We start from the raw sequence: 16,353 nt of genomic DNA, 5'->3' as shown, positions 1-16,353 counted from the left end.
GTGCGGCGACGCTAGCAATGCCACGATGCGTGTTGTGAATGACCGCAAGATGCGCGCAAATGCTGTATGTTATACCTGACGCTGAAAGCCCTGATATCCGGCATCCTCATCGCCGCCGCGTCGGAGATCGCCAAGCGCTATCCCGGCTTCGGCGCGCTCGTGGCGTCGCTGCCCCTCGTGTCCGTGCTCGGCATGATCTGGCTGTGGCACGACAAGCCCGACCCCCGGACGATGGCCGCGCACGCCGGGGCGACCTTCTGGTACGTGCTGCCGTCACTGCCGATGTTCCTGCTGATCCCCGCACTGCTCCGCCACGGTGTACCGTTCTGGGTGTCGCTGGTGGCCGGCTGTGCGCTGACGATCGCGCTGTATGCAGCGATGACCTGGGCGGCGCCGAGACTGGGGATCGAACTGTAAAAAACACCACCCCGGCGAAGGCCGGGGCCCAATTGGGAAAGCCGAGGTAACGGAGCGATGCGTTACGCCAGCGCCGCATCCCAATTGGGCCCCGGCCTCCGCCGGGGTGGCGGCTGAGAAGCCACCGCACCTTCCCCCTGTTTCCCCGCGAAGGCGGGGACCCAGTCTGGGCTCCCGCCTTCGCGGGAGAACAAGGAAGTGCAGACGGCGATCCGTTGGCGACCTCCGCCTCGCATCACCCAATTCCAACGCCCCCACCCCGCACCCGAGCCGCCAACGCAACCCCATCCTCCCCCGCCGCCCGCATCTCCGCCAGCGACAAAGCCCCATCCCGCTTCGCCAACCGCCGCCCCGCCGCACCCACCACCAGCGGATGATGATGATAGCGCGGCACCGGCAACCCCAGCAGCGCCTGCAACACCCGGTGCACGTGCGTCGCAGCAAACAGATCCCCCCCCCGCACCACGTCCGTCACCCCCTGCGCCGCGTCGTCCAGAGTCACCGCCAGATGATAGCTCGCCGGCGCATCCTTCCGCGCCAACACCACATCCCCCTGCGCCAGAGGATTCGCCACGACCCACCCCGCCGCAGCGTCATGCCAAGACAGCGCCCCCGTCTCGCCCACGGCCTTCGCCATATCCAGTCGCCAGCAACACGCCCCCGTCCGCGCCGCAATCTCCGCCGCCGACAGCCCCCGGCAGATCCCCGGATAGACCGGCCCGACCTCCCCCTGCGGCGCAGAGGCACTCGCCGCGATCTCCGCCCGCGTACAGAAACACGGATACACGAGCCCGCGCGCCTTCAACGTCTCTAGCGCCGCGTCGTACGTCGCCAGCCGCTCCGACTGGAACACGAGCTCGTCCCACGACAGCCCAAGCCACGCCAGATCCTCGAGAATCCCATCGACGAACTCCGGCCGACTCCGCGTCCCGTCGATATCCTCGATCCGCAGCACGAACCGCCCGCCCCGCTCGCGCGCAAAGTCGTGCGCGCGGATCGCCGACACCGCGTGGCCCAGATGCAGCCGCCCCGTCGGGCTCGGCGCGAACCGCGTCACGACGCTCACCACGCTTGACCTGACGCCACGCGCCGTGCTGTCATGCTGCCGTCATCGCCATCGTCCATAGGGCGCCATGCGAAGCCTGAGTGGGAGGAGCCGTGTTTCACCCCGATTTGATACGCCACCCGGATGGTTGTCCGGCGCTCGTGCTCAATGCCGATTACACGCCGCTTTCCTACTATCCGCTCAGCGTCTGGCCGTGGCAAACCGCGGTCAAGGCGGTGTTCCTCGATCGTGTCGACATCGTCGCCACCTATGAACGCGAAGTCCGCAGCGCCAATTTCGCGCTGAAGCTGCCCTCGGTGATCGCGCTCAAGCAGTTCGTCCGACCGTCGCAATTTCCCGCCTTCACCCGCTTCAACCTGTTCCTGCGCGACAAGTTCACCTGCCAATATTGCGGCAAGCTGCGCGATCTCACCTTCGACCATGTCGTGCCGCGCGCGCAAGGCGGTCGTACCACGTGGGAGAACGTCGTCACCGCCTGCTCGCCCTGCAACCTGAAGAAGGGCGGGCGCACGCCGAAACAGGCGGCGATGCCGCTGCACATCGAGGCGATCCGGCCGACCAACTGGCATCTGCAGGAACACGGCCGCAGTTTTCCGCCCAACTACCTGCACGACACATGGCACGACTGGCTCTATTGGGACGTTGAACTGGAAGCGTAACGGCTTTCAAGACGACGGGAGATACTATGCAGGTGAAACTGGTGGCGGCGCTTGCCGCGACGGGACTTTTTGTGTCCGCGTGCGGCAACAAGGACGAGCAGCGCGCGCAGGCCGATGCTAACGCGGTCGGCTTCGTGCCCCCGTCGGTGACGTCGCGGCTCGATTTCGGCGCCAGCATGGAACGCCGTTTCCGCACGCTAGACCGCAACGCCGACGACCGCATAACCAAGGACGAACTCCCCGCACCGAACGCGCGCATCAAGGCGTTCGACCGCAACAAGGACGGCGTCATCACCGCGATCGAGTGGAGCGAAGGCACGCTCGCCTGGTTCGACAGGATGGACCTCAACCGAGACGGTACCGTCACCTCGGAAGAACGCGCGGAGTCACGGAAGCGCTGAGCCCAAACAGCCGCCACCCCAGCGAAAGCTGGGGTATCCCTCCGGGTTCGCGACGTACGCCCATCCTCATCCGTCACCCCAGCGAACGCTGGGGTATCTCTCGGGGTTTGCGACACCCGCCACACGCGGAGATCCCAGCTTTCGCTGGGATGACGGAGTGGGGCTGGGATGACGCCCAGGGGCACCCAAAGACAATAATATTACGCCACACCGGCATGATGCATTCGATTTCACGCCTCCTACCCTCCATTCCCGGTTGACCTAAACCCTGCCGCAGCGCAGCAAGGCGCCATGGCTAGCCTCCCCGCAATCGCGAACAATTCCGACATCCGTTTCCTCGGCAAACTGCTCGGAGACGTCATCCGCGCCTATGGCGGCGAGCGCCTGTTCGAAGCCACCGAGACGATCCGCAAGGCCTCGGTCGAGCGCCACCGCGACGCCTCCGAAGGCAAGGCCGGCGACGACCGCGCGGTCGATCTCAGCCTCGAAAAGCTCAGCCTCGACGAGACGCTCGATTTCGTCCGCGGCTTCATGCTGTTCTCGATGCTCGCCAACCTCGCCGAGGACCGCCAGGGCATCGCCGCAGAAGACGGCGCCGACCTCGCCTCCGCGATCGCCCAGCTCGAATCCGAAGGCATCGACCGAACCCAGATCCGCACGCTGCTCGACCACGCGCTGATCGCCCCCGTGCTCACCGCGCACCCGACCGAAGTCCGGCGGAAAAGCATGATCGACCACCGCAACCGCATCGCCGAGCTGATGGGCCTGCGCGATCTCGGCCGCGACACCACGCCGGATGGCGACAGCGTCGACGACGCGATCCTCCGCCAGATCGCGCTGCTCTGGCAAACCCGCGTCCTCCGCCGCGACCGCCTCTACGTCACCGACGAAGTCGACACCGCGCTCAGCTATCTCCGCGACGTCTTCCTCCCCGCGCTCCCCGCACTCTACCAGCGCTGGGACCGCGCCCTCGGCGAACGCACGCCCAGCTTCCTCCGCCCCGGCAGCTGGATCGGCGGCGACCGCGACGGCAACCCCTACGTCACCGCAGATTCGCTCAAGACCGCGCTGGCGAAGGCGAGCGAAGCGGTGCTTGGCTATTATTGCGAGGCGGTCCACGCGCTCGGCGCCGAGCTCTCGATCTCGACCGAGCACGCGCCGGCGGACGCAGCGGTGCAGGCGCTCGCCGACGCCAGCGGCGACGATGCCGCCAGCCGCGCCGACGAGCCGTATCGCCGCGCACTCTCGGGCATCTACGCACGGCTCGCCGCGACGCAGGAAACGCTCACCGGCAAGCACTCGCCCCGTCCCGGCCGTCTCACCGGCGAACCCTATGCCAACCCTGCCGACTTCCGCGCCGATCTCGTCACGCTCGCGCACGGCCTCGGCACCGCGCTGAAGACCGGCGGCGCGCTCGGCCGACTGATCCGCGCGGTCGAGACGTTCGGCTTCCACCTCGCTACGCTCGACTTGCGCCAGAACAGCGCAGTCCACGAACGCGTCGTCGCCGAACTGCTGAAAGTCGCAGGCGTCGAAGCCGATTACCCGTCGCTCGACGAAGACGCCCGCGTCGCGCTCCTCCGCCGCGAACTCGCCAACGCCCGCCCGCTCACCTCGCGCTTCGCCGAATACACCGAGGAAACCGCAGGCGAACTCGCGATCGTCCAGGCCGCCGCCGACGCGCACGCCGCCTACGGCCCTCAGTGCATCACCAACTACATCGTCTCGATGGCGCAGTCGGTCAGCGACCTGCTCGAAGTGAACCTCCTGCTCAAGGAAGTCGGCCTCTACCGCCCCGGCGACACACCCACGGCGGCGATCATGGCGGTCCCGCTGTTCGAAACGATTGGCGATCTCGAAGCCGCCCCCGCCGTCATGACCGCTTGGTTCGCACTTCCCGAGATCGCGACGATCTCAAAGGCGCGCGGCCATCAGGAAGTGATGATCGGCTATTCCGACAGCAACAAGGACGGCGGCTACCTCACCTCCACCTGGCAGCTCTCGAAAGCCTCGACCGCGCTCAAACCCGTCTTCGCGAAGGCCGGCGTCGGCATGCAGCTGTTCCACGGTCGCGGCGGCGCAGTCGGGCGCGGCGGCGGCTCGGCCTTCCGCGCGATCCGCGCGCAGCCCTCGGGCACCGTCCAGGGCCGCATCCGGATCACCGAGCAGGGCGAAGTCATCGCCGCCAAATACGGCACGCGCGACGCCGCGATGACCAACCTCGAGGCGATCGCCTCGGCCACGCTGCTCGCCAGCCTCGAACCCGAACGCCTCTCCAACGCCGACAACGCCAGCTTCTCGGCCGCGATGGACACGCTCAGCGACACCGCGTTCCACAGCTACCGCGACCTCGTCTACGGCACCGAAGGCTTCCGCACCTTCTTCCGCCAGATGACCCCGATCGCAGAGATCGCCGGCCTCAAGATCGGCAGCCGCCCCGCCAGCCGCACCAAGTCCGACCGCATCGAAGACCTCCGCGCCATCCCCTGGGTGTTCAGCTGGGCGCAGGCGCGCGTCATGCTCCCCGGCTGGTACGGAGTCGGCCGCGCGATCGCCGATTTCGAGGACAAAGCGCTGTTGAAGGACATGGCGCAAGGCTGGCCCCTCTTCGCCTCCGCGCTGGCGAACCTCGAAATGGTGCTAGCCAAGTCCGACATCGGCATCGCCGAACGCTATGCCGGGCTCGTGGAAGACGACAAACTCCGCGAAATCTTCACCACGATCCGCGACGGCTGGCACCAGACGCATGACGGTTTGCTCACGGTGACGGGCCAATCCCGCTTGCTAGAAAAGCACCCCGCCCTAGACGCCTCGATCCGCCTCCGCCTCCCCTATATCGAGCCGCTAAACCTACTCCAGATCGAACTGATCAAACGCCGCCGCGCCGGCGAGCAGGACCCCAAGATCGGCGAAGGCATCCTCCTCTCGATCAACGCCATCGCCACCGCCCTAAGAAACAGCGGCTAAACTCCCTCGCCCCTCCGGGGAGAGGGAAGGGGCCCGCCGCACTTGCGGTGGGAAGGGAGAGGGGCGTGAGGCTCGGGACGTCGATTCCCAACGCCCCTCTCCCTTCCGCGACTGCGTCGCTCCCTCCCTCTCCCCGGAGGGGAGAGGGATTACGAGTAGAACGGCGCAGCGACATCCTCGCGCACGCGCATCAACCGCCCGGTCCCCCGATCCAGCAAAGCCCAGGTCGTAACCGCCTCCAGCTTCACCTTCCCACCGTCGCCCAAAAACCGAACATGCCGATCGAACCGAGCCCCCTTAGGCGCGCCCTCGACCCAAGTCTCACCGACAACCGTCTCCCCCGAAACGACACTCCCGCGGTAATCGATCTCATGCCGCGTCACGACCCACACATACGCCAGCTTGTGCTCAGCCGGCGCCACAGCCTCCCAATGCGCCGTCGCGATGGCCTGGATCCACTGCACCCAGACCGCATTGTTCACATGCCCAAGCTCGTCGATATCCGCGTCCTGCGCCGTGATCGAGAGCGCGAACCGGCTCACCCCGCGACGCCCAGCTGCCACAGCACGAACGCATGCTCCTCGGCACCCTCACGCAGCGATTCGAACCGCCCCGATTTGCCGCCATGCCCCGCGCCCATGTTGGTCTTGAGCAGCAGCACATTGTCGTCGGTCTTCATCAGCCGCAGCTTGGCCGCCCACTTCGCCGGCTCCCAATAGGTCACGCGCGGATCGTTCAGCCCGCCGGAAATGAACATCGGCGGATAAGCCTGCGCCTTCACGTTGTCGTACGGCGAATACGACCGGATCAACTCGAACGCCGCCTTGTCCTCGATCGGATTGCCCCATTCGGGCCACTCGCCCGGCGTCAGCGGCAGCGTCTCGTCGAGCATCGTATTGAGGACGTCGACGAACGGCACGTCCGCGATCACCGCGCCCCACAGCTCAGGATCGGAATTGACTACCGCCCCCATCAACTCTCCGCCAGCAGACCGCCCCGCGATCGCGATCTTGCCCACCGACGTCCACTGCGCGTCCACCAGCGCCTTCGCCACATCGACGAAATCGTTGAACGTGTTCGCGCGCTTCTCGAGCTTGCCATCCAGATACCATTGCTGGCCAAGATCATCGCCACCCCGGATATGCGCGATCGCATAGGCGAACCCGCGATCCAGCAGGCTCATGCGGCCCGTCGAGAAGCCCGGCGGAATCGCATAGCCATACGCGCCATACGCATAGAGAAACAAAGGCGCCGACCCATCGCGCACGAACCCGGCGGGATACACGATCGAAACCGGAATCTCGGTGCCGTCCCGCGCGACGATCTTCAGCCGCTCGGTCGCGTACTTCTCGGGATCATACCCACTAGGGATCTCCTGCACCTTGAGCATCGTCCGCTCGCCGGTATCGACGTCATAGTCGTACACCGTCCCCGGCGTGACCATCGACTCATACCCGAGCCGCAGCACGGTCATGTCGTACTCGGGATTGTCCCCCAGTCCGGCGACATAGCTCGCCTCGGGAAAGTCGATCCGCTTGCCCTCGGTCGGCGTCTCGTACCGGTGGATCGCGATCTGATCCAAGCCATCCTCGCGCCCATCGACCACGAAGAAGTCCTGATAGCATTCCACGCCGGTCATATAGAAAGTCGGGCTCGCCGGGATCAGTTCGGTCCAGGCATCCGGCTCCTCGACCAGCGCGGTGCACAGCCGGAAGTTCGGATCGACGTCGTTGGTGTGGATGAACAGCGTCCCGTCATGCTCGTCGACGTCATACTCACGCCCGACCTTCCGCGCGGAAACGAGGATCGGCACCGCCAGCGGCTCGTGCGCGGGCAGCAGATACAGCTCGCTCGTCACATGGTCGCTCGTCGCAATCACGATCCACTTGCGCGAACTCGTCTCGCCGACCCCGACGCGGAACCCCTCGTCCTCCTCGTGGAACAGCACGACGTCCTCGGAGATCGGCGTCCCCAACCGGTGGAACCGCGCATTGTCCGTCCGCCACTGCTCGTTCGCCAAGCCGTAAAGGAACCCGGCATCGTCCGCAGTCCAGACGATCTCACTGAGCATTCCGGGAATCACGTCGGGCAGATGCTCGCCGGTATCCAGGTCCTTGACCCGAACCTCGAACCGCTCGCTCCCGTTGTCGTCGATCGCATAGGCCAGATACCGCCCGTCATTGCTGACCGAGAACGCCCCAAGCCGGAAATACTCATGCCCCTCCGCCAGAGCCGGCTCGTCGAGCAACAGCTCGTCGTCACCGCCCACGACCGGCTTGCGCCACCATTTCTTGTACTGCCCGCCGGTCTCGTACGCGGTCCAATAGAACCAATCGCCATCCTTCTGCGGCACCGAGGATTCATCCTCCTTGATACGCGCCTTCATCTCTTCGTAGAGCGTGTCGACCAGCGCGGTATGCGGTGCCATCTGCTCTTCGAAATACGCGTTCTCGGCGGCGAGATAGGCCAACACGTCGGCGTCATCGACCTCCGGATAGTTCGGATCCTTCAGCCACGCATACGGATCCTCGATCGTTACGCCGTGCGTGGTGAAGCTGTGCGGGCGCTGTTCGGCGATGGGGGGCGTGGTCATGCCGGTGTGTTAGCGGGGCCGGAGTTGGATGCCAAACGCTGTGGATAGAAGAGAACCGTTCGGACCACGAACCGCCACCCCGGCGAAGGCCGGGGCCCAGTTGGGGACGGCCGTAATGAAGGACTGTGCGCCGTTACTGAAACCTCTCCAACTGGGCCCCGGCCTCCGCCGGGGTGGTGGCAACTGGTGTGAGCCGCCGTGCACAAAGCGTGTTTCCCCGCGAAGGCGGGGATCCAGACTGGGCTCCCGCCTTCGCGGGAGAACAAGGAGGCAGGCGCGCTCCTCGAGTGCGGCCACCCCTCCGCTGTCCCAAGCAGCCCGTTTCTGGCAGAACGCCCGCATCGCCCGACATCGACCGACGAGAGACCCCAACATGCCGACCCAGACCGACCGCCTAGCCGCCCTCCGCATCCAACTCGCCTCGCAAGGCCTCGACGGTTTCGTCATTCCCCTAACCGACGAGCACATGAGCGAATATGTCGGCGGCTACGCACAGCGCCTCGGCTGGCTCACCGGCTTCGGCGGCTCGGCCGGCACCGCGGTCGTCCTCGCCGACCGCGCCGCGATCTTCACCGATGGCCGCTACACCATCCAGGTCCGCGAACAGGTCGACGGCGCGCATTGGGCGTACGAACCCGTCCCCCAGACCAGCCCCGCCGCCTGGCTCGCGAAGCACGCCCCCGAAGCCGGCCGGATCGGCTACGACCCGTGGCTCCACACCGGAAGCTGGGTCGCCGACGCCACCACCGCGCTCGCCGAACGCGGCGCCACACTCATAGCGGTCGAAACCAACCCGATCGACGCGATCTGGACCGACCGCCCCGCCCCCTCGCCCGCCAAGCTGACCGTCCAGCCCGACCAGTTCACCGGCGCCTCCTCCGCCGAGAAACGCGCGAGCATCGCCGACTGGCTGTCCGAACAGAACGCCGACGCGGTCATCCTCACCGCGCTCGATTCGATCGCCTGGACGCTCAACATCCGCGGCGACGACGTCGACCACACCCCCGTCGCGCTGTCCTACGCGATCGTCGGCGCGGACGGCACCACCGACCTGTTCGTCGCCCCCGGCAAGCTCGACGATGCGGTCCGCCAGCATCTCGGCAACGCGGTGCGCCTCCACGATCGCACCGCCTTCGCCGCCGCCCTCGCGACCTATGCCGGCAAGCGCGTCGCCGCCGACCCCGAACGTGCGGTTGCTGCAATCACGCAGGCACTTCAAACGGGCGGCGCAAAGATACTCCCCCTCCGCGACCCCGTCGTGCTGGCAAAGGCGATCAAGAACCCGGTCGAGATCGCCGGCCACCGCGCCGCCTCCGCCCGCGACGGTGCCGCGCTCGCGCGCTTCCTCCGCTGGGTCGAGATCGAGTGCATCAAGGGCGGCCAGACCGAACTCAGCGCCGCCGCCAAGCTGCTCGCCTTCCGCGAACAGACCGGCGTCCTCAAGGACACCTCGTTCGACACGATCTCCGCGACCGGCCCGCACGGCGCGATCCCGCATTACCACGTCACCGAGGAGTCGAGCGCGCCGATCGAACCCGGCCAGCTCTACCTGATCGATTCCGGCGGCCAATATGCAGATGGCACCACCGACGTCACCCGCGTCATGCCGATCGGCGAACCGACCGAAGAGATGCGCGACCGCTTCACCCGCGTCCTTAAGGGCCATATCGGCATCGCCACCGCGGTGTTCCCCGACGGCACGATGGGCGGCCAGATCGACGCCTTCGCGCGCCGCCCGCTCTGGGAAGCCGGCCTCGATTTCGGCCACGGCACCGGCCACGGCATCGGCGCCTACCTCGCCGTCCACGAAGGCCCGCAGCGGATCGCCTCGCCAAACTATCCCGGCGGCGCGGCGATGGAGCCCCTGCGCGCCGGCATGATGCTCTCCAACGAGCCCGGCTATTACAAGGCCGGCGAATACGGCATCCGCATCGAGAACCTGATCCTGATCGAGCCGCGCGCCATCGCCGGCGCCGACCGCGAGATGCTAGGCTTCGAAACGCTCACCTTCTGCCCGATCGAACGCAGGCTTATCGAGCCGACGCTGCTGACTGCCGAAGAGCGCCAATGGGTCGACGACTATCACGCGCGAGTGCTGGCGGTCCTGACCCCCGAAATGACCGATGCGGACGACCGCGCCTGGCTCACCGCCAAGTGCGCCCCCCTCAGCTAGAAGGCTCGCCCTTCGGCGCAGGCGCGGCCCCGGCGGCACGCGCCTGCGTCTTGCGCCGCCGCAGATTCTCGCGCAGCGCAGCGGCCATGCGCTCGGCCTTCTCCGCCGCCTTTCGATCCCGATCGTCCATAAATACGCCCTACATCTCGGCGGGATGCCTTGACAATCACCCCGCCCTCGTCTCTTAGCGCCACTCCGCCGGCAGCGATGCCAGCGAGTGCTGCCGTAGCTCAGTGGTAGAGCGCATCCTTGGTAAGGCTGAGGTCGTGAGTTCAATCCTCACCGGCAGCACCAGCATTCCCCGGCTGGTCGACGTTGCGAGGCAATGTCGACCAGCACGGATATGCCCCCGGCGCCGTTACGGCTTACGGAATTTGTAGACGAACTGGTCGGTCTTGCCGCGTATGGCCGGGTCGAACACCGCCTTGCCGTGATCGTCGGCCGGATTGCGCAGCACAGTCGATTCGCCGACGAACTTGAAGCCGGCCGCCACGACCTGCGCCTTCACCGCGGCCGGATCGATCCGGTGCCGCGTCTCCGTACCGCTCATGCCGGTGCCGGCCGCGTCGGCGTGATCGATGACGATATAAATCCCGCCGCGCTTGAGCATCCGGAACACCGCGCCGTCGAAGGCCCGCAACGCCGGCTCGCCCGCGCCGTTGTTCGGGATGTCGTGATAATTCTGCGCGGTCCAGAACAGGTCGACCGGGACCGGCGAGGTCGGCAGGTTGGTCGCCTGGACCTCGGCGGTCACTTTGGCTAGGCCGCGTGCCTGCAACGCGGGCAGCGACTTCTCGGCATATTTCGCGCCGGCCGCGGGCCATACCGCATAGACCCGCCCCTTGGGACCGACGACACCCGAGAAGATCCGCGTCCAATACCCTGCGCCCGGCAGGTAATCGACGACGACGTTGCCAGGCTTCACGCCCGAGAATGCCAACACTTCGGCGGCCTTGCGTCGTACGTCGTCGCCCTGCTGATCGACACGCGCCGGATCGGCCAGCGCCTTGCTGATCGCAGGCGAAGCCTTCTGCGCATCCGCCGTGCCGACTGCCGTGCCGACCGTCATGCTGCCGACAGCGATCGCGATCGCCGTGCCCATCCAGATACTCTTCATCATGCGTCTCCCAAGCTTCCGGATGTCCGCGCCGGATCGATGCAAGGATCGGCCGGACCGTGCCGCTAGTCCAGATCGTTCTCGCTGATCACGACGATCTCTTGCCCGGTTCCCTGGCCAGCGTTGCGTGCGAGCGCCACGACGCCCAGTTCGGCGATCGTGTCCGCGTGCTGCCTGAAGATCGCCACCGCGTCGCCGTCTGGTGAAATCGCGCTCAGCGCCTCGAGCACGTCATACTGCACCGCGAACCGATAGCGCTCCCCGCTGACCTCCGCGTCGAACTCGACCTGGCGCAGGTCGCTATCGTCGTCGAGCGTCCTGGTATCGATCGTCAAACGGTCTTCGGCCATGATCCATCTCCTTGGCGGGGGGCTTGGCACAACGGCGTGCCCGGTTTCGGCCGGACGCCGAAGAGCCATTGCGCCTACGCACCGACAACATCCGAACGGCGCAATGGAGCCGCCCGCCGGAACGTGCCTTCGATGATCGGTACGCCGCGCCGCCCCCGCTTCCCCTGACGACTCTACCTGATGGCCTAGTAGTTTTCGATCACGCGCGATGCGTCGCGCCTTTCTATGGACGCTCGATACAAACAGAAAGGCGATGGCCATGACAGAGGACGACAGCGTCGGTTCCACCGGCGAGCGTGACGACGACGTCACATATTTGCGGGGCAGGGCCGAGTGGCATCGCCACCGCGCGGATGTCGCGAACGACGACAGCACGCGTGCGCTGCACCGGAAATTCGCCACCCTGTATCAGGCGCGCGCAGAGGGCTGATCCTGCCGCCATATACCTGTCGGCATGCCCCATACTGGTACATCGGTGTCAGGAACTGACGCAAAAACACTAGGAACTTCATTGCTCTAGCTCTGTTGTGCGTCCGGTCCGGTCGCATCTGCGCGCTCGGCAGAGTGTCGGAGCAAGCCTCACATGAACCGCTTTTATGCGATCGCTGCGCCGATGCTGGCCCTGACGACGATGGTCGGGTGCGCGGCACCGGCGACGCGGATCTCCACCGGGCTCCAGCGCTACGGTCTCGATCCGTCGCGGGCGGACTGCGTTGGCGAACGCCTTCAGTCTCGCCTGTCGCTCGGCCAGCTGCAGCGCCTCGGCAAGGCTGCGGCGGCCTATGGTCGCGACGACACTACCCCTGGCGTGCTGACCCCGTCCGACCTGATCCGCGTCGCCGGCGAACTCCGCGATCCGACGATCGTGCTCGAGGTCGGCAAAGCCGCGGCCGGGTGCGGCGTACGCCCCTGATCGCCCCCGAGTACGGGCCGACGATCTTCTCCCTTCACCTATCAATCCAAGGAACGACATCATGAACAAGGACGAATTCCAGGGCGGCGCTCGCTATGTCGGCGGCAAGGTCGAAAAAGCGATCGGCGATACCGTGAACAGCCGCAACTGGCAGGTCGACGGCGTCGTCGACCAGGTCGCCGGCGGCGCCCAGAATCTCTACGGTCGCGCGAAATCGGCGATCGAGGACGCGGTCGACGGCGCACCGGAACTCGCCGACAAGATCGGCAGCGAAGCGCGTGAAGCAGCGGATCGTACCGCCGACGCCGCGCGCCGCGCCGCCCGTGCCGCACAGACCTCCGCCGAGGACGCACCCGTATTGTGGGCGCTGGGCGCGGCGGCGATCGGCTATGGCATCGCCTGGCTCGTCCACGGCCGGCGCGACTGAGCGTGACTGCGGCGCCGCTCCTCAAGTCGCTGCGCGACTCCGCCGATCTGCGCCATCTGCGCCAGATCATCGCGGGGCTCGACGAAGGCGTCATCCTGATCGATCCCGACCAGGACATCCTGTGGGCCAATGATGCGGCGCTCGGGATGCACGGGGTCGAGTCCGTCGAGGATCTCGGCGCCACGGTCGGCGATTACCGGGAGCGGTTCCAGCTGCGGTATCGCAACAACCACCGCCTCCACGGCGCCGATTACCCGATCGAGCGGGTATTGTCGGGCGAGGCGTTTTCGCAGGTGGTGGTCGAGGTGGCGGTCGCCGGCGAGGACGAACCGCGCTGGGTCCATCAGGTCCGCAGCCTCGTGTTGACCGACGATCACGACGAACCCGAATGTCTCGTCATGATCGTCCAGGACGTATCGGCGCAATTCGAGGCGGAGGACCGCTTCGAACAGTCTTTCAACGCCAATCCGGCGCCCGCGGTGATCTGCCGGCTGTGCGACCTGCGCTTCGTCAAGGTCAACCAGGGGTTCGTCGACATGACCGGGCATGACCGCGAGGCGGTCTTGTCGCGCACGGTCTACGATATCGACGTGCTGGCGCGGGCCGACCAGCGCGATCTGGCCAAGGAGCGGTTGGCGGAGGGCCGCACGATCCCGCAGATGGAGGCCGAACTCGACTGTCCCGGTGGCGAAACCAAGCTGGTGATCGTTGCCGGCCAGCCGATCGACATGGGCGGCCAGCCCTGCATGCTGTTCACGTTCGCCGACCTCGAGCCGCGTCGCAAGGCCGAGAGCGCGTTGCGCCAGAGCGAGGAACGCTTCACCCGAACCTTCTCGCTGGCACCGGTGGCGCTGGCGATCGGCGCGCTCGACGGCCACCAATTGTGCGACGTCAACGAGGCGTTCACCAGCCTGACGGGCTATGAATCGGCCGAAATCGTCGCGCGTCCGCTCGGCGAAGTCGAACTGTGGGAGACGCCCGCGATTCGCCGCGCGCTCGAAGCGGAGATCGACGCGGGCAATGCGATCCGCGATCGCGAAGTGCGGATCCGGGTCAAGGACGGCGAGGTGATCGACTGCATCGTCTCGACCGAGCCGATCCAGCTCGGCGACCGCGATTGCGTACTGTGGGCGATGCGCGACATCAGCACGCGCAAGGCCTCCGAACGCGAACTGGTCCATGCGATCGAGGCGGTGATGAAGGATACGAGCTGGCTCAGCCGCTCGATCATGGAAAAGCTCGCGCGGATCCGCACGCCGCAGGCCGAACCGCCCGGCGTCGGCCTCGACGAGCTGACGCCGCGCGAGCGCGAGGTGCTGGCGCTAATCTGTCGCGGGCTCGACGACAAGTCGATCGCGCGCACGCTCGACGTGTCGGGCAACACCGTCCGCAATCACGTCGCGCGGATCTATTCCAAGATCGGCGTCAACCGTCGCAACGCCGCGGCGGCATGGGCGCGCGCACGCGGGTTCGATGGGGACTCCATGCCCACTCCCGCCGCCCCGCCCGCCGCCCCGCCCGTACGCCCGCATCACGATACGCTTTCCACGGAGACCGCAGCATGAGCCGCGACCACGAAACCCGGGACGACACCAAGGACGACAAGGGTCGCGCGCGCCGGGCCAAGGGCTCGGTGCAGGAAGCGATCGGCAAGATCATCGGCGACGTCGCCGTCGAGCAGCGGGGCTCGCGTGAGAGCGCGGCCGGTGCCCGGCAGGCCGGCGCCGAAAACGACATCGACAAGGACGGCAACGACTGACGCCGTCCGTCGAGATTTCAATACAACAGGAGTGATTATGGCTACCAATGTGACACCCGGCGTTCTGCCGGTCGACGACCTTCGCTATGGCAAATCGCCGGCGCGCATCTCCTGGGGCGCGATCTTCGCCGGCGTCGTGCTGGCGATCGCGATCCAGCTGGTGCTCGGCATCCTCGGCACCGGGATCGGCCTCACGCTGGTCGACCCGGTCGAGGGCACGACTCCCGGTGCGGCCGGGTTCGGCATCGGTGCGGGCATCTACTGGCTGATCACCACCGTCATCGCACTCGGCGCCGGTGGCTATGCCGCAGCGCGCGTCGCCGGCGTGCATGACCGGTTCGACGGTCTCGTGCACGGCCTGGTGGTCTGGGGCGTGACGCTGATCCTGACGCTGTACCTGCTCACGTCCGCCGTCGGTGGCATCATCGGCGGCGCCTTCCGCACCGTCGGTTCGGTCGCCAGCGCAGCCGGCACCGGCATCGGCGCAGCAGCGCCGAAGGTTGCAGACGTCGCCAATCTCGACGTCGGCGATGTCCGCCAGGAAGCCTCGGCCTACCTCTCGGACGCACCGTCGGATCCTGCCCAGATGACGCCTGAGCAGGCGCAGAAGGAAATCGCCAAGGAACTGCCGGCACTCGCCGGGGGTGGCCAGGACGGTGCACGCGCCGAAGGTCGCATCGTCGACATCGTCGCTGCACAGCGCAAGATCAGCCGTCCCGAGGCGCAGGCCCAGGTGACGCGCGCCAAGGCGCAGTTCGAGCAGGCCAAGACCAAGACGATCGCAACCGCCAAGTCGGCAACCGACACCGCCGCCGGTGCCGCTGCCGGTACGTCGTTCATGGTCGTGATCGCCCTGCTGATCGGTGCTGCAGCAGCCGGTTTCGGCGCAGCCGCCGCGGCTCGCCGCCGCGTCTGACCGAACCAGATGCAGGTCTGATCGAAGCCTGCGGCTAACACGGGCCTGACCAGGAACGGCCGGACTAGGAATGGGGGCGTCACCAGCATCGCTGGCTGACGCCCTTGTTTTATGGGCATGCCGCCGGCGCCGGCTGTTTCGATACGGCACTGTCTGGTCACGCAGCCCCTCTATCGAAATTTCAGAAAACCTGATCTATGTTATATTACAGTTAACGGGGCCCGAGAGATGGACACTTTCCAGGACAATATCCGCTCGCTTCGCGCCGCCATCGTCTGGGCGCTCGAACTCGCCGATGCGCAGGGCGATCACCTCGTTGCCGCCTTTCTGTCTCAGGCGCTTGACGCAACCGAACGCAATCTCACGGAGTAGCGCGCGGGACCGCCCGGTCGCGGGGGTTCTCGCGTCGATCCGGCGACGATCCTAGCCGTTCGGACACAGGCCAACGGCATGCAGCCCCTGCCCTCCTCGGCATATCCTTTGCGGGCGCCTGACGATGCGGTGATACGCGTACCGCGTTGGCACAAATCCGCCCGGAGCCACTCGACTCAGCTCTTTCGGACCGCGGCGCGCGCTTGCTACGGACTCTGCGTAT

The 16,353-nt window shown here is 66.6% G+C and carries 18 protein-coding genes and 1 tRNA gene; 13 read left to right on the top strand and 6 right to left on the bottom strand.

Annotated elements, in window-relative coordinates:
- The first annotated feature begins 66 nt into the window (after positions 1-66).
- The gene (locus VH567_RS11660) at positions 67-417 is read left to right on the top strand and encodes a DUF3147 family protein (RefSeq protein ID WP_423326257.1); all 351 of its coding nucleotides are present in this window, start codon (positions 67-69) and stop codon (positions 415-417) included.
- 235 nt (positions 418-652) lie between these two features.
- Here the strand turns inward: VH567_RS11660 and gluQRS are convergent, their stop codons facing one another.
- Positions 653-1,486, bottom strand: a complete 834-nt coding sequence (gluQRS, locus tag VH567_RS11655) for a tRNA glutamyl-Q(34) synthetase GluQRS (RefSeq protein WP_423326255.1) — start codon at positions 1,484-1,486, stop codon at positions 653-655.
- An 89-nt stretch (positions 1,487-1,575) separates the two neighbouring features.
- Here gluQRS and VH567_RS11650 point away from each other — a divergent pair, with 89 nt between their 5' ends.
- The 3 genes from VH567_RS11650 (at position 1,576) to ppc (ending at position 5,510) form a co-directional block, all read left to right on the top strand.
- Positions 1,576-2,142 (top strand): HNH endonuclease, encoded by a 567-nt coding sequence (locus tag VH567_RS11650; protein WP_423326253.1) that lies wholly within the window; start codon positions 1,576-1,578, stop codon positions 2,140-2,142.
- Positions 2,143-2,168: 26 nt separating this feature from the next.
- On the top strand, positions 2,169-2,543 hold the full coding sequence (locus tag VH567_RS11645) for a hypothetical protein (RefSeq protein ID WP_277984115.1): 375 nt from the start codon (positions 2,169-2,171) through the stop codon (positions 2,541-2,543).
- 291 nt (positions 2,544-2,834) lie between these two features.
- Positions 2,835-5,510, top strand: a complete 2,676-nt coding sequence (gene ppc, locus VH567_RS11640) for a phosphoenolpyruvate carboxylase (protein ID WP_423326251.1) — start codon at positions 2,835-2,837, stop codon at positions 5,508-5,510.
- A 149-nt stretch (positions 5,511-5,659) separates the two neighbouring features.
- Here the strand turns inward: ppc and VH567_RS11635 are convergent, their stop codons facing one another.
- Both VH567_RS11635 and VH567_RS11630 read right to left on the bottom strand, forming a co-directional pair.
- Complete coding sequence (locus VH567_RS11635; RefSeq protein WP_423326249.1) at positions 5,660-6,073, bottom strand: acyl-CoA thioesterase; 414 nt, start codon at positions 6,071-6,073, stop codon at positions 5,660-5,662.
- Positions 6,049-8,103, bottom strand: a complete 2,055-nt coding sequence (locus tag VH567_RS11630) for a S9 family peptidase (RefSeq protein ID WP_423326247.1) — start codon at positions 8,101-8,103, stop codon at positions 6,049-6,051. The genes VH567_RS11635 and VH567_RS11630 overlap by 25 nt, the downstream gene beginning before the upstream one ends.
- 373 nt (positions 8,104-8,476) lie before the next feature.
- Here VH567_RS11630 and VH567_RS11625 point away from each other — a divergent pair, with 373 nt between their 5' ends.
- On the top strand, positions 8,477-10,276 hold the full coding sequence (locus tag VH567_RS11625; RefSeq protein WP_423326245.1) for an aminopeptidase P family protein: 1,800 nt from the start codon (positions 8,477-8,479) through the stop codon (positions 10,274-10,276).
- Here the strand turns inward: VH567_RS11625 and VH567_RS11620 are convergent.
- Positions 10,269-10,406 (bottom strand): hypothetical protein, encoded by a 138-nt coding sequence (locus VH567_RS11620; RefSeq protein ID WP_423326243.1) that lies wholly within the window; start codon positions 10,404-10,406, stop codon positions 10,269-10,271. The genes VH567_RS11625 and VH567_RS11620 overlap by 8 nt on opposite strands.
- Before the next feature lie 89 nt (positions 10,407-10,495).
- On the opposite strand from VH567_RS11620, the gene VH567_RS11615 reads away from it, so the two are divergent.
- Positions 10,496-10,570: transfer RNA gene (locus VH567_RS11615), tRNA-Thr, on the top strand.
- A 64-nt stretch (positions 10,571-10,634) separates the two neighbouring features.
- On the opposite strand, the gene VH567_RS11610 is transcribed toward VH567_RS11615, so the two are convergent.
- Both VH567_RS11610 and VH567_RS11605 read right to left on the bottom strand, forming a co-directional pair.
- Complete coding sequence (locus tag VH567_RS11610; protein ID WP_423326241.1) at positions 10,635-11,393, bottom strand: class I SAM-dependent methyltransferase; 759 nt, start codon at positions 11,391-11,393, stop codon at positions 10,635-10,637.
- A gap of 65 nt (positions 11,394-11,458) precedes the next feature.
- On the bottom strand, positions 11,459-11,743 hold the full coding sequence (locus VH567_RS11605; RefSeq protein WP_423326239.1) for a hypothetical protein: 285 nt from the start codon (positions 11,741-11,743) through the stop codon (positions 11,459-11,461).
- Positions 11,744-12,002: 259 nt separating this feature from the next.
- On the opposite strand from VH567_RS11605, the gene VH567_RS11600 reads away from it, so the two are divergent.
- From VH567_RS11600 to VH567_RS11570, 7 genes are all read left to right on the top strand, one after another.
- Positions 12,003-12,173 carry a hypothetical protein gene (locus VH567_RS11600; RefSeq protein WP_423326237.1) on the top strand — a complete coding sequence of 57 codons (171 nt, stop codon included), beginning with the start codon at positions 12,003-12,005 and terminating at the stop codon, positions 12,171-12,173.
- A 153-nt stretch (positions 12,174-12,326) separates the two neighbouring features.
- Complete coding sequence (locus VH567_RS11595; RefSeq protein WP_423326235.1) at positions 12,327-12,656, top strand: hypothetical protein; 330 nt, start codon at positions 12,327-12,329, stop codon at positions 12,654-12,656.
- Positions 12,657-12,717: 61 nt separating this feature from the next.
- Positions 12,718-13,083 carry a CsbD family protein gene (locus VH567_RS11590; RefSeq protein ID WP_423326231.1) on the top strand — a complete coding sequence of 122 codons (366 nt, stop codon included), beginning with the start codon at positions 12,718-12,720 and terminating at the stop codon, positions 13,081-13,083.
- Between the two features lie 2 nt (positions 13,084-13,085).
- Entirely contained in the window at positions 13,086-14,648 is a 1,563-nt protein-coding gene (locus tag VH567_RS11585; protein ID WP_423326229.1) for a PAS domain S-box protein, read from the top strand.
- The gene (locus VH567_RS11580; protein ID WP_423326227.1) at positions 14,645-14,842 is read left to right on the top strand and encodes a hypothetical protein; all 198 of its coding nucleotides are present in this window, start codon (positions 14,645-14,647) and stop codon (positions 14,840-14,842) included. The genes VH567_RS11585 and VH567_RS11580 overlap by 4 nt, the downstream gene beginning before the upstream one ends.
- A gap of 37 nt (positions 14,843-14,879) precedes the next feature.
- Entirely contained in the window at positions 14,880-15,758 is an 879-nt protein-coding gene (locus tag VH567_RS11575; RefSeq protein ID WP_423326225.1) for a hypothetical protein, read from the top strand.
- 228 nt (positions 15,759-15,986) lie between these two features.
- Positions 15,987-16,130: a hypothetical protein gene (locus VH567_RS11570; protein ID WP_423326223.1), complete on the top strand. Its 144-nt coding sequence runs from the start codon at positions 15,987-15,989 to the stop codon at positions 16,128-16,130.
- The last annotated feature ends 223 nt before the right edge of the window (positions 16,131-16,353 follow it).

This window comes from Sphingomonas sp. 4RDLI-65 (assembly GCF_049472435.1).
GTDB lineage: Bacteria > Pseudomonadota > Alphaproteobacteria > Sphingomonadales > Sphingomonadaceae > Sphingomonas.
This window is presented reverse-complemented; position numbering and strand designations above follow the sequence as displayed.